This is a genomic window from Gammaproteobacteria bacterium, assembly GCA_011375345.1.
In the GTDB taxonomy this organism is placed as follows: domain Bacteria; phylum Pseudomonadota; class Gammaproteobacteria; order DRLM01; family DRLM01; genus DRLM01.
Window position 1 is genome coordinate 13,043 of record DRLM01000077.1, and the last position, 12,575, is coordinate 25,617.

13 protein-coding genes are annotated in these 12,575 nt (G+C 64.5%); 7 read left to right on the forward strand and 6 right to left on the reverse strand.

Going from position 1 to position 12,575, the window contains the following annotated elements:
- Nucleotide 1 precedes the first annotated feature (1 nt).
- Complete coding sequence (gene tal, locus ENJ19_05680) at nucleotides 2–1,144, reverse strand: transaldolase (GenBank protein HHM05216.1); 1,143 nt, start codon at nucleotides 1,142–1,144, stop codon at nucleotides 2–4.
- Between the two features lie 350 nt (nucleotides 1,145–1,494).
- On the opposite strand from tal, the gene ENJ19_05685 reads away from it, so the two are divergent.
- Together ENJ19_05685 and ENJ19_05690 are read left to right on the forward strand one after the other, a co-directional pair.
- Nucleotides 1,495–1,704 (forward strand): acetyltransferase, encoded by a 210-nt coding sequence (locus tag ENJ19_05685; GenBank protein ID HHM05217.1) that lies wholly within the window; start codon nucleotides 1,495–1,497, stop codon nucleotides 1,702–1,704.
- A gap of 157 nt (nucleotides 1,705–1,861) precedes the next feature.
- Entirely contained in the window at nucleotides 1,862–2,326 is a 465-nt protein-coding gene (locus ENJ19_05690) for a hypothetical protein (GenBank protein ID HHM05218.1), read from the forward strand.
- On the opposite strand, the gene ENJ19_05695 is transcribed toward ENJ19_05690, so the two are convergent.
- Both ENJ19_05695 and ENJ19_05700 read right to left on the reverse strand, forming a co-directional pair.
- Nucleotides 2,299–2,556: a DUF2892 domain-containing protein gene (locus ENJ19_05695; GenBank protein ID HHM05219.1), complete on the reverse strand. Its 258-nt coding sequence runs from the start codon at nucleotides 2,554–2,556 to the stop codon at nucleotides 2,299–2,301. The two genes, ENJ19_05690 and ENJ19_05695, sit on opposite strands and share 28 nt — an antisense overlap.
- Before the next feature lie 247 nt (nucleotides 2,557–2,803).
- Nucleotides 2,804–3,979: a phosphatidylserine/phosphatidylglycerophosphate/cardiolipin synthase family protein gene (locus ENJ19_05700; protein ID HHM05220.1), complete on the reverse strand. Its 1,176-nt coding sequence runs from the start codon at nucleotides 3,977–3,979 to the stop codon at nucleotides 2,804–2,806.
- 240 nt (nucleotides 3,980–4,219) lie between these two features.
- Here ENJ19_05700 and ENJ19_05705 point away from each other — a divergent pair, with 240 nt between their 5' ends.
- Genes ENJ19_05705 through ENJ19_05720 form a run of 4 tightly spaced genes read left to right on the forward strand, consistent with a single transcriptional unit; the run spans nucleotide 4,220 to nucleotide 7,308 of the window.
- A complete protein-coding gene (locus tag ENJ19_05705) occupies nucleotides 4,220–4,729 on the forward strand; it encodes a hypothetical protein (GenBank protein HHM05221.1) in 510 nt (169 codons plus the stop codon).
- Nucleotides 4,730–4,739: 10 nt separating this feature from the next.
- Nucleotides 4,740–6,113 carry a UDP-N-acetylmuramate:L-alanyl-gamma-D-glutamyl-meso-diaminopimelate ligase gene (mpl, locus tag ENJ19_05710; GenBank protein ID HHM05222.1) on the forward strand — a complete coding sequence of 458 codons (1,374 nt, stop codon included), beginning with the start codon at nucleotides 4,740–4,742 and terminating at the stop codon, nucleotides 6,111–6,113.
- Nucleotides 6,110–6,712 carry a UbiX family flavin prenyltransferase gene (locus ENJ19_05715; GenBank protein HHM05223.1) on the forward strand — a complete coding sequence of 201 codons (603 nt, stop codon included), beginning with the start codon at nucleotides 6,110–6,112 and terminating at the stop codon, nucleotides 6,710–6,712. Before mpl ends, ENJ19_05715 begins: the two co-directional genes overlap by 4 nt.
- Before the next feature lie 2 nt (nucleotides 6,713–6,714).
- A complete protein-coding gene (locus tag ENJ19_05720; GenBank protein ID HHM05224.1) occupies nucleotides 6,715–7,308 on the forward strand; it encodes a peptidase S16 in 594 nt (197 codons plus the stop codon).
- A gap of 120 nt (nucleotides 7,309–7,428) precedes the next feature.
- On the opposite strand, the gene ENJ19_05725 is transcribed toward ENJ19_05720, so the two are convergent.
- From ENJ19_05725 to ENJ19_05735, 3 genes are read right to left on the reverse strand one after another with little or no spacing between them, the layout of a single operon-like run.
- On the reverse strand, nucleotides 7,429–7,791 hold the full coding sequence (locus ENJ19_05725) for a diacylglycerol kinase (protein HHM05225.1): 363 nt from the start codon (nucleotides 7,789–7,791) through the stop codon (nucleotides 7,429–7,431).
- Nucleotides 7,788–9,761, reverse strand: coding sequence for a membrane-associated protein (locus tag ENJ19_05730; GenBank protein HHM05226.1), 1,974 nt, complete (start codon nucleotides 9,759–9,761; stop codon nucleotides 7,788–7,790). The genes ENJ19_05725 and ENJ19_05730 overlap by 4 nt, the downstream gene beginning before the upstream one ends.
- Nucleotides 9,762–9,779: 18 nt before the next feature.
- Nucleotides 9,780–11,324, reverse strand: coding sequence for a glycosyltransferase family 39 protein (locus tag ENJ19_05735; protein HHM05227.1), 1,545 nt, complete (start codon nucleotides 11,322–11,324; stop codon nucleotides 9,780–9,782).
- Nucleotides 11,325–11,441: 117 nt separating this feature from the next.
- On the opposite strand from ENJ19_05735, the gene ENJ19_05740 reads away from it, so the two are divergent.
- A complete protein-coding gene (locus ENJ19_05740; protein ID HHM05228.1) occupies nucleotides 11,442–12,572 on the forward strand; it encodes a sensor domain-containing diguanylate cyclase in 1,131 nt (376 codons plus the stop codon).
- Nucleotides 12,573–12,575: the final 3 nt, after the last annotated feature.

A 12,575-nucleotide genomic window follows, 5' to 3' on the forward strand; every position in this document is an offset into this window, starting at 1 on the left:
ATCAGCCGGCGGCGTGGTGTTTGAGACCGGCGGGAGCACATTTTTCCGCCACCGCCGCCAATACACCATCGAAGGATTTGGCGAAGGCCGTGACGCCGTCCTCTTCCAGTTTGTCAGTCACCGCACCGAGATCGATGCCCAAGGCGCCCAGGGCGCTAAGTTGACTTTTGGCCTGGTCCAGACCCTGGGTCAAGGTCGCTGCCACCCGCCCGTGGTCCCGAAAGGCGGCCAGTGTCGCTGGCGGCATGGTGTTGACGGTGTTGTCGCCAATAAGGGCTTCGACGTAGAGCACGTCGCTGTAGTGCGGGTTTTTGACGCCGGTGCTGGCCCACAGGAGGCGCTGGGGCGCGGCGCCGGCGGCACTGAGTTTTTCAAAGCGCGCATCGGAAAAGGCGGTTTGATACCAGGCATAGGCCACTTTGGCATTGGCGATGGCGATCTTGCCCATGAGGCGGCGCACCTGCTCGCTGTCTTCATAAGCACCAGCGGCCAGCTTGTCCGCCAGGGCTTTGTCCACGGCGCTGTCGACGCGGCTGACAAAAAAGCTCGCCACTGAGGCAATACCCGCCACCGGCAGACCGCGGCGCATGCGCGATTCCAGACCGGCCTGATAAGCGTCCACCACCTCCCTGTAGCGGGACACGGCGAACAACAGCGTCACGTTGACGTTGATGCCTTCGGCCACCAGCGCCTCGAAAGCCACCACACCCTCCGCGGTGGCGGGAACTTTGATCATCAGATTGGGCCGGTCCACCCGCTCCCACAGCTGTTTGGCTTCGGCAATGGTGCCGGCGGTGTCGTAGGCCAGATCCGGCGAGACTTCCAGGCTGACGAAACCGTCGTGACCCTGACTCTCATCATACACAGGACGCAGAATATCGGCGGCCTGTTGAATGTCCGCCACCGCCACGGCAAAGAACGCATCTCGCGGCGCAGCGCAGCCCCCCGCCAGCTGTGCCAGGGCTTCATCGTACTCCTTGCTGCCGGCGATGGCTTTTTCAAAGATAGTGGGGTTGGAGGTCACACCCCGCACCCCGTCGTCGCGCACCAGGGCCGCCAATTCGCCGGACCGCAGCAGACCACGGTGGATGTTGTCATACCACACGCTTTGTCCAAATTCTCTAAGCTGTAGCAATGGGTTCATATTCTGTGTCTCCTGACTTGGGGCGCGAAAAAACTCGCTTGCTTTATCGACTGCCGGGCTTAATTATCCAGTCACAAAATTCACATACTGTTTTGTCGCTCCGGTGCAGGTGGCGCAATGGTCCACGTTAGCGCCGGCTGGCGGGCGTATTCCCTGCACACGCCCCTGGTATGACAAAGTCTGGGGGCGGGAAATCCAGCGTCACCACGAAAAAACCCGAAAAATAAAAAATATTGTCGGTTTTTGTGCATGGAGGGCTATACACTCACAATAAAAGTGGTTATAGTTTGCGGCAGCCCAGCAGCCTGACCTGTGATTGTGACGACCGTTTGATCGGGAGAATAACGGTTATGTACCTCAAGCATCGCAGCAGCGGTTCCCTGGTGGAGGTGTTGGATACGGCTGCCCTGGCCGATCCCTGCCACGCCACCGTAAAAGGCCGTTTTCACGCCGGAGAGGAACTGCAGGAAGCGGCGGATTTCGCCAAGGCAGAGCTGATCTTTCCCTCTGGCGAGGCGCTGCCCCGCTGCTGGCTCGACCCAAACTACAAGCATAACTAGTACCAATTCAGCCCCATCGTGCTGCGATGCAGCAATGACCAAAACGAGAACCGGTTAACGGAAGCGTTTTTGTGTCCGATAGATACTTTGCCTCGAAGGAGCGGGTCACAGGTCTGGACGGACGCGCAGACGCAAACCGTATGTGGGTAGATTCGCTATGCGTCACCGTAACATCCATCGCAAACCCGACTGGCTGCTGATACTGGCCATACTGGTTGGTCTGGGGGTCGTGGTCACAACGGCCGCGCAGGCCGAAGCCGCCATGGTGGTCAAAAAGGCCCTGGTGTGGTGCGACGGCACCAGACTGGGTTCCGCCCCCTGCATTTCCCTGTCCCCCTTGACGGCCGACTACCTCGGGCCCACCGTCACCCCGCTCCCGCCCCCAATGTACAAGCCCCCCTCCTCCCCGGCATCTGCCAGCCTCGGCGACCGGGCCAGCGAGGCGGCCTGGCGCTGGTACCGCCGCCTGTCGTCCCGGCTGGAGTTCAATCTCAAAGTGGACCACAGCGGCGCCGGAATGGGCATGGAACTGGGCGGCCTGGAACTGCGCATGATGGTGGATGAGGGGCAGCAGCGCCTGCTCGAACCTTCCGTTTACCTTGGCGTAGACGGCGAATGGTGAGTACGCTTCTGCTCTCCGCAGCCGGGCTTCACACCCATTTTCCGTAACAAACTTTCCATCAGGCACCAACAGGTAAAACCGGACTGCAGCAGATTGGCGCCCACGAAGGCGGTAAACCACAGCCAGGTGGGCCCGCTCAGCAGTTCGACGCCGTTGAACAGGGCGGCGAGCAGAAGGGACAGCAGTATAATCCCCCCTGCGATGATTCTGATCAGTCGCTCGGTGGTCATGGTGAACGCCTCCTCAGCGCCGACAGGCAAACAATGGAACTTCAGAATATTCTATTAACCCGGCAATCAAACAGGTCGTGCTGACCTGTTTGATTGCCGCCCGCGAAATACGGGCGCCATTGTGCGAAATGGCTGGTATTTCGCGGGCTCGCACTGACTTGCGCCAATGGCGGCACATCCCTGTGCCGCGCTATTAACCCGACAATCCTAATTGCCGGGTTAATAGTACAGATCAAGTTCACCACACTTACCGGCCCAGGCGTTTGACTACCGCCCGGTGCAAGCGGCCCCGCCCGAACAGCCGTAACACCCACACATCCGCCCAACCCCAGAAGCGCTCCAACAAGCGCCGGTACCAAGGCCGGTGGGACCAGTATTCCCAGGTGATTTCCCGGCATGCGGCAAAATCCTGCAGTAACATGGCCGCCACCTCAGCGGCGAAACCGGCATCGAAGATTTCCTGGTTGGCTTCCAGGTTCCAGCGTGCCGTCCAGTGGTCCACATTGGCCGAACCCAGGCTCACCCAATCGTCGCACAGGGTGATTTTCATGTGCACAAAACGGGGCTGGTACTCAAAGATACGCACACCGTGGCGCAACAACCGCCCGTAAAAACGGCGCCCGGCGTGACGAACGGCCGGGTGATCGGTAATCGGTCCGGGCAGCAACAGGCGCACGTCCACACCGCGGCGACCGGCCCGTTTGAGGACACGGCGCATTTTCATGGAGGGTACGAAATAGGCCGTGGCCAGCCACACCCGCCGCGTGGCCCGGCTGATGTGATGGAGCCAGGCACGCTGGATATCGGGCAACAGAAATCCCCGGCTGCAAGCCACCCGCCCCACCTGACCGGCCGGACTGACGACCACCGCCGGCGCGTGGAGTCTGAGCGTCTCGCCGGTCACCCGTTTCCACGTGGCAGCAAACAGAGCCTGCCAGTCTGACACGACCGGTCCCTCGGCCTGCACCGCCACTTCGCGCCAATACGAACGCGCAGACCCCGCCGGGATAAAGTGATCGGTAAAACCGAATCCGCCAGTGAAGGCCACACGCCCGTCGATCACCAGAATCTTGCGGTGATCGCGCACGAAATTGCCGAACAGGGCACCATAGCGCAGGGGGTTGTACCAAACCAGTGCCACGCCGGCCTGACGCAAGCGCTCCTGATCACGGGGCCGCAAGCCCCTGGCCCCGAAGCCGTCCACCAAAACCCAGCAGCGCACACCCCGCCGGCTGGCCCCCAGCAAAGCCTCGATGAATCGGTTCAACACCCGGCCCGACGTCAACAAATACAGCTCCAGCAGAACATGGGAGCGGGCAGCACCGATGGCGGCCACCATGACGGGGAGAAACCGTTCGCCCTCGCTCAGTAACTCGAAGCAATTGTCATTGCGCCACGGAAAAGCGCGTTTGGGGTCAGGCATGGAACGAGGTGGGTGGGACATAACACTGGGCACGGCGAGGCTGGGTGCATGATCCAGGGAGGACGGCCCAAGGTCAACCACCACGCCCACGGGGATCCCCCCATCAGAAGATTGAGACAGGCTTTGTTAGTGTTCAGCCTGCTAAGAATTTATACTTGGTGGACTAAAACCAGCGCGCGCCACATGGACCTCCACGCACGGGGCGGCAGGGGATCGGCGCCAGCTTAAGGCGGGGAACGGATGTTGACAGGTTTTATCAAGGCATTTTGGACCATCTGCACTTTCAATTCGGCGCCCCAGAACCTGCCCGCATCGTGGACCCTGCTGGGCATCACCGCTGTTGGGTATTTTGCGGTAAGCCTGATGATTGCGGCGCTACAGCTGGGCGGTGCCCATGCCTTTCCTGCGGCCCTGTTGGACGTGGTGCTGCTCAGCGCGCTCACGCGGGCGGTGTTATGGGTGAGGATGTTCGGCGAACGCTTCGTTCAAACCCTGACTGCGCTCACCGGCACGGGCGCCCTGCTGGGCCTGGTTGCCGTACCCGTGGTGGCCTGGCATCAGCGCGCCCAGGCCTCTGGCAGTGATGCCAGCCTGCCGGCCTTGATGTTGCTGGCCTGGATGGCCTGGGATCTGGCGGTGATTGCCTACATCCTGCGCCACGCTTTGTCAACGGTGTTCTACGTTGGTGCGGCACTGGCCCTGGTGTATGCGTATATCGCCTACCGGCTGACGACTGTTTTATTCTACTGATCAATAATTTATGCACGTACACCTGCTCGGCGTCTGCGGCACCTTCATGGGGGGGCTCGCCCTCCTGGCGCGGGAACTCGGTTTTGAAGTAAGCGGCTCTGATGCCCATGTCTACCCCCCCATGAGTACCTTGTTGAAGCAGGAGGGCATCGCCGTACAATCGGGGTATTTGCCGTCCCATTTGTCACCGGAACCGGACTTGGTGGTCATCGGCAACGCCCTGTCCCGGGGCAATGCTGCTGTCGAGCATGTGCTGGACCGGGACCTGCCATACACCTCCGGGCCGGCTTTTCTTGCCGACCACGTCCTGCAGGGCCGCTGGGTATTGGCCGTGGCGGGCACCCACGGCAAGACCACCACCAGCAGCCTGCTGGCCTGGATTCTGGACTATGCCGGCCTCAAACCGGGCTTTTTGATCGGCGGCCTGCCGCAAAACTTCGGTGTCTCCGCCCGCCTGGGCGAGGCACCTTTCTTTGTGGTGGAGGCGGACGAGTACGACAGCGCCTTTTTTGACAAACGCTCCAAGTTCGTCCACTACCGGCCGCGCACTGCCGTTTTGAACAACCTGGAGTTCGATCACGCCGATATTTTTCCTGATCTTGCCGCCATCGAGAGGCAATTTCATCATCTCGTCCGCACCGTGCCCGGCACCGGCCTGCTCCTGGCCCCCACCGGCGATGAGGCCCTCGGCCGGGTGCTGCAGCAAGGCTGCTGGACACCGGTAGAACGCTTCGCGGTGGATGCAACGCCCCGTGACGGTACATGGACGGCCCGCCTGCTGGAGCCGGACGGCAGCCGTTTCGAGCTGTTTTGGGGCCGGGAGTCGCAGGGCGATGTGAGCTGGACACAATGGGGCGCCCACAATGTGCACAACGCCCTGGCTGCGGTGGCAGCGGCCCGCCACGCCGGAGTACCCCCCCGGCAGGCCCTGGCGGCCCTGCCGGCCTTCACCGGAGTCCGGCGCCGCCTGGAGCGGCGGGGCGAGGCGCGTGGCGTGACGGTCTACGACGACTTCGCCCATCACCCCACCGCGGTTTCAGCTTCGGTGGCGGCGCTGCGGCGCCGGGTAGGCCAGGCCGGCCGTATCGTCGCCATCCTCGAACCACGCTCCAACACCATGCGCATGGGCGTACATCAAAACAGCCTGGCTGCGGCCTTTGCCGGCGCCGACGAAGTATTGATTTTCCAGCCGCCGGATCTGACCTGGGACATCCACGGCGTGGCCCGGAGCAGCCCGGCCCCGGCGCAGGTTTTCGACAATGTCTCCGCCATTGTGGCCGCCGTATTGGCATCGGCCCGCAGCGGCGACCACGTGTTGGTGATGAGCAACGGCGCTTTTGGCGGCATCCACGAACGCCTGCTCGAAGCATTGGGGGGACCATGAGCCGCCATGCCATTGCCCTGGCCATGACCGGCGCTTCCGGCGCCGCCTATGGCCTGCGCCTGCTGGAATGCCTGCTGCAATTGGACCAGCAGGTGTATTTCCTGGTCTCGGCGGCGGCCCGGGTGGTCATCAGCATGGAAACCGACCGGAAACTCCCCGCCCGTCCCACCGCCATGGCAGCAAGCTTAAGCAAACACTACGGCGCCCGCCCCGGTCAACTCACCGTCTTCGGCCGCGATCAATGGACCGCCCCGCTGGCCAGCGGCTCCAGCGTACCCCGCGCCATGGTCATCTGCCCCTGCACCAGCGGCACCCTGGCCGCGGTCGCCCAGGGCCACAGCAACGATTTGCTGGAACGGGCGGCCGACGTGGTGCTGAAAGAAAGGCGCCCGCTCATTCTGGTCCCGCGGGAAGCGCCCTACTCGGTCATTCACCTGGAAAACATGCTCAAACTGGCCCGCATGGGTGCCACCGTCCTCCCCGCCTCGCCGGGCTTTTATCACCGCCCCGACAAGGTGGCAGACTTGGTGGACTTCATCGTCGCCAGGATACTGGACCAGCTGCATCTGGAGCACGAGCTCGTCGCGCGCTGGGGATAAGCATGTCCACCACCACGCTCCCCCTGTTTCCGCTGCACTGCGTGTTGTTTCCGGGGGGACGCCTGGACTTACGCCTGTTCGAACCACGTTATCTCGACATGCTCAGCCGTTGCATGCGTGAGGGCAGCGGCTTCGGCGTGTGCCTCATCAAAGAAGGCCGGGAAGCCGGTGCCCCGGCCCTGCCGTACGACGTGGGCACCGTAGTGGAGATATCAGACTGGCAAGCGGGAGAAGACGGTGTGCTCGCCATCACCGTGCTGGGCCACCGCCGCTTCCGCATCCTGTCCCGGCAGGTGGAACGCGACCGGCTTCTGCGCGCCGAGGTGGCGCTGCTGGAGGAAACCCCCGCCGCGCCCGTGCCGCCACCGCTGCTGACGGCACTGCGCGACCTGTGGGAAAACGCTTTCCCCGCCGGCGACACCACAGACAGCGACTGGCCCGCCCACGACGCCACACTGCTGCTGGCCCGGCTGGCGGACTGGACCCCCCTGGACGCCGCCCAGAAACAATACCTGCTGCAACTGAACGATCCCATGGTGCGGCTGGAGCGGCTGGTGGGCATGTGGCGGGCGCGGCAGGATGACGGCGGTGTTTGAAAAGAGCAGGCAGACCAGCGCCTCCTCTGGAAAACAATATCGATACCGCTCACCAAAACCCCGTCTCCCCCGCCGCCCACTGAAAGCTGCAAGCTGAACCCGGCGCGGAGGCAACATCGGCTACGCCCCGCCCGACCACAAGGACCACAACATCCACAGCCCCACCCATAAGGCCCCCACGCTCAGCACCAGCACGGCACCCGCAGCACAGTCCTTGACCAGTTTGATCTGCGGATGGCGCTCCGGGTGCAGGTGATCAGCGAGGCCCTCCAGAGCGGTGTTGATGAGTTCGGCAGCCAGCACCAGGGCCACCATCACCCCCGCCAGGGCCCACCACAGGGGCGGCGGTTGCAACAGCGCCAGAAGCGCCAACAAGGCTGCCGCCACCGCCGCCTGGGTGCGGAAGCTGCGCTCGGTGCGAAAGGCCGCCCTCAATCCTTCCAGAGCGAAGCCCAGCCGGCTGATGAAGGGTTTGTTTTTCACGGCGGAAATACTAGCAGGGTGCGGCGGCCACCGGGACCGTCCACCCACCGCCGCTGCCAGTCTGCCAGCTCCCGCGCCAGGCGGCTCAAGGGGGTGGTGAAGTCCTCGCCCGTCACAGGCACGGTGAGCCAGGGCAGGGGCCGGTAGGCCTGCAAGGTGGACACATTACCCACCCACAGGGGGCGCCCGGCCCCGTCCACACGCACCGCAGTGGGCCACAAGCGCAGCGCCGCTTCCCGGTCCGTCCCGGGCAGGGGCCGGATCAGCAGCAAAGCCTCGTGGCGGCCGTCGTGCACCTGGGGCAGCACAGGCAAATCTTCCAGGGGCGGATCCGGCTGCAGCCAGCGCACGGCATTGACGGGCGTCAGAGCAACAGGTTCCCGCCAGCCCCGGGCCAGCAGTGCGGCACGAATGGCGCTCAAATCACCGGCCCACTGCAGGGTCAGGGGCTGTTCGAATTCACCTTCCAGGTCGCGCCGGTGGCTGGGCAGGCGTTGCCAGGCGCCCGCCTGCCAGGCCGCGCTGCCGAGGCGGATTTCCCGGACCGGATGCTGATAGCGGCTGCCGCCCCCCTCAAGATAGTCGCTGCCATAAACCCCGGCGGCCACCACCAGGCTGAGCGCCACCACTCCCCCCAGGGGCGCTGGTGCCAGGGGGCGGTCACTGTGGCGCCGATAGGCCGCCCCCAGCAGCACCACCCAGGCCACCCCCAGCACCATGCCGGCCAGGGCCTGGGAAAACCACAGGCCACCCAGATAGAGCTGGGCCACGGCCACGGCCACCACCGCCGCACCGGCGCCGGCATAAACCAACCAGCGCAAACTGCTGCGGATGCCGGGGGCCATCATCACCGCCAAAAATCCCAGCACCCCGCAGACCAGCACCAGCGGGCTGCTGTCCCACCAGGGCACCTCCGGACCCAGGGGCGAAGGGGCCCGGCCCTGCAGGGCAAAAGCCAGCACCAGGGCAAAGCCACCGGCGGCCAGCCAGTGCAAGGCTGGCAATATGCGCCGGCGCCACAGCAGCCACAGCAGCCCCCCCCCTTGCACCACCCCCAGCACCAATGGCTCACCCAGGGCGCTGATGGCCAGCATGATGCGGTCAGCCCAGGGGGTGCGCAGGCCCTGCAACAGGTTGAACACACTGGTGTCCGTGGCGCTGGGCGGCGCCTTGTCCAACAACCCCCCCAGGGACATGACGGTCCAGGCGGTCACCACCAAAAACGCCCCCGCCGCCGCCAGGCCCGGCGCTTCGGGGCAGCGCGGATCCAAGGCGGCAGTGACGAAGCCTCCCAGGTAGGGATGCCGCCGGCCCCAGCTCAGCAGGCGCTCCATCAATGCCGCGGCATGGGGCTGCAACAGGGAAAACAGGCGCCGCGCCAGCCACACGGTGAGCCACAGGACGATCACGATGACCAACAAAAACAGCGCCAGGCGCATGCCCACTTGGGCCGCCAGGCCCAGGGAGGCACCGAACAATACCCCCGGCAGGATGTAGGAGGGCGCCCACAGGATGGCGGAGACAACGTTGACGAACAAAAAGCGTCCCGGGGGCATGCCCATCATGCCGGCCACGGCGGGAATCACCGCCCGCACCGGCCCGACGAAGCGGCCGAACAACACGCTCTTGCCCCCATGGCGCTGAAAAAAGGCTTCGCTGCGCGCTATCATGCTGGGGTGATGCTTGAACGGCCAGACGCGTTTCAGGCGCTCCTTGAAATAACGGCCGATCCAGAAGCTGACACTGTCGCCGGCCACGGCGCCGGCCATGGCCCACAGCAAGGTCTCCACCATCGGCAGCTTGCCGGCCCCCACCAGGGCGCCGGCACCGAACATCATCAGGGCGCCGGGAACCAACACGCCGAGAATCAACATGGACTCCGCCATGGCGATGAGCAACACCGCCACCCCCGCCCAGGTGGGGTGGGCGGCAATCCAGTCCAGCAAGGGTTGCAGGGTGTTTAGGTCCATGTCCGGCCGGTTCAGTCCTCAGGGCACGGCACTGACGCGGGCCAACACGATGCCGTGTTTCTGATACAGCACCTCCACCTCACCCAGATCGGCCAGATAAAGGGCTTTGGTCAGCACCACCTCGCCCGCGCGGGGCGCCCGCCGGGCCACCAGGCGCTCACTGTAGACACTGAAACTGGGGGTGTTCAAGCGCCACATCACCACCCGCTCAGCACGGGCCCTGGCCAGCAGTGCCGCTTCCTTGATGGGCGCTTGCTGCACGGCGGCCACCACCGGGATCACATACTGGGCCAGGCCGAACACAGTGGCCAGACCCGCCGCTGCCAGGGCTTGGCGGGGCGCAATGGGCCGCCACAGCATCAGTCCTGCCATGGCCAGGGCGGCCAGGGCAAAATAGACGCGGTACGCCGCGCTGAACTCGGCCGCAGCCTCCGCCAGCATGCTGCGGGCGAAAGCATCCCTGACATAGGGCAGCGCCGCAGTGAGCAGCTCCGGCAGAACCAGCAACAACACAAACAGCAACAAAGGCGGCAGCAGCAGCCAGCCCCGACGGGGCCAGGGCTCCCCCCACAGCGCCATCAACACGAACAGGGCGGTATAACCGTAGACAATGTAGTGGGGCAGCTTGGTGCCGGAGAGCGAAAACAACACCAGCACGAAAACAAACCAGATGGCCAGATAACGCCCCAGGGGATCACGGAGGATGGCCCGGCCCCGCGCCAGGGTCACCAGCAGCACCGTGGTGTAGGGCAGCACGCCGATGAGGATCACCGGCAGGTAGTAAAACAGGCTGCCGCTGTGACCCTCCATGGGATCCTGAAAGCGACTGAGATTGTGCTTAAAAAAGAAGCCCTGAATGAAGGCCTCCCCCTCCTTGGCATACTGGACCACATACCAGGGCAGGGCGATGAGGGCGAACAGCACCAGGCCCCGGGGATGCAGCACCGCCCGCCACCAGTCGCCCAGGCGGCGCTCACTCAGATAAAACAAAAACGTCGTGGCCAGGGGGATCACCACGGCCACCGGCCCCTTGGTGAGAAAACCCAGGGCCATGGCTGCGTAAGTGGCGTAGAGGTAAGCCGGCCGGCCCAGGCGGAAATACAAAAAAGCGCTGAGCATGGCGCTGGTGATGAACAGATTCAGCAGGGCATCGGCGGTGGCGGCTTTGGCCATCACCGAAATCTCCAGGGAGGCGGCCATGGTGAAAGCGGCCCACAGGGCGCTTCGCTCGTCCCGCAGGCGTCGCACGGCGGCATACACCACCCCCAGCCACAGGGTCGCCGCCACGGCGGAAGGCAGGCGCAGGGCGAACTCGTTCCACCCCAGCAGACTCACGCCGGCCGCCTGCAACCAGTGGATAAAGGCCGGCTTGTCGAAGCGGGGGACGCCATTCAAATAGGGGGAGATCAAATCCCCCCGCAGCAACATCTCCCGTGTGGCCTCGCTGAAGGCCCCTTCGTCCAGATCGAACAGGGGCACGGCGCCCAGATGGTAGTAACAGCCCAGCACAATGGCCAGGGCCAGCAGGCCGCGCAGGGCATAAGGGGGTCGGGTCATGGACATCTCGGTTGGGGCCGCGCCGGGCAGGGGCGGATTATATCGGATTCCCGCAGCCGCCTCCCGCCGGACGCTGTGCTATGCTGAGAAAGTCTCGAAACGTCCCCCGGCTCACCCCCTGCCATGGCCAAAGACCTCTACGCTGAAAACAAAATGCTGCGCCGGCGCCTGGACGATTACATCGCCCAGGCCCACCGCAACGAGGCCAAGCTGCGGCGCTTTCAAACCCACGAGCTGCGCCTGATCAGCCTCAACTCCCTGTTCGAGCTGATCCAGAACGTGCTCTACCCGGATCCGGCCGTGTTCCACTGGGATCTCGTCACCCTGCTGCTGCTGGACCCGGAATACGAAATCCGCCGCATTCTGGAAGAGGAAGGGGTGAATCTGGCGGACCATCCCGCCTTGAGCTTCGCCGCCCACCCCAACGATCTGGATGTGATGTTTCCCGTCTCCCTGTTCGCCTATCTGGGCCCCTACCAGCCCCAGCACCACGCCGCCCTGTTCGGCGCCACCCGCCGCGCCCCCAAGAGTGTGGCCCTGCTGCCCCTGGTGCGCCGTGGCAAGCTGATCGGCAGCCTGAACATCGGCAGTTACAACGCCGAACGCTTTGTCAAGGGGGTGCGCACGGATTTTCTCGAACACCTGGCAGCGGTGGTGGCCATTTGCGTGGAGAACGCCACCAACCTGGAACGCCTCAAGCGCCAGGGGCTGACCGACACCCTCACCGCCATCAACAACCGGCGCTTTTTCGACCAGCGCCTCACCGAGGAACTGGACCGCGCCGCCCGCGACGGCCTGCCGCTGAGCTGCCTACTGCTGGACGTGGATCATTTCAAGAAGGTCAACGACAACTACGGCCACCAGACCGGCGACCAGGTGCTGCGGGAAGTGGCGGCCCTGATCCGGGCCCAGCTCCGGGGCAGTGACGTGCTGTCCCGCTACGGCGGGGAGGAATTCGCCGCTCTGCTGGCGCGGCTGCGGGCCGCCGAGGCGGCGGAGGTGGCCGAACGCATCCGCGACAATGTAGCCTGCCACCGTTTTGCCACCCAGGACGGCCTTCCCTTCCAGGTGACCCTGTCCATTGGCGTGGCGGCCTATTGTCCGCGGCAGCCCATGGATCTGGACGCCCAACCCCGCGGCGAAGTGCTGGTGGGACACGCGGACCGGGCGCTGTACGAAGCCAAATCGGCCGGACGCAACCGGGTGATCATCGCCAGGGAGGCGGTAAGTGCCGCGGCAGAGGAGTGGTATTGACCG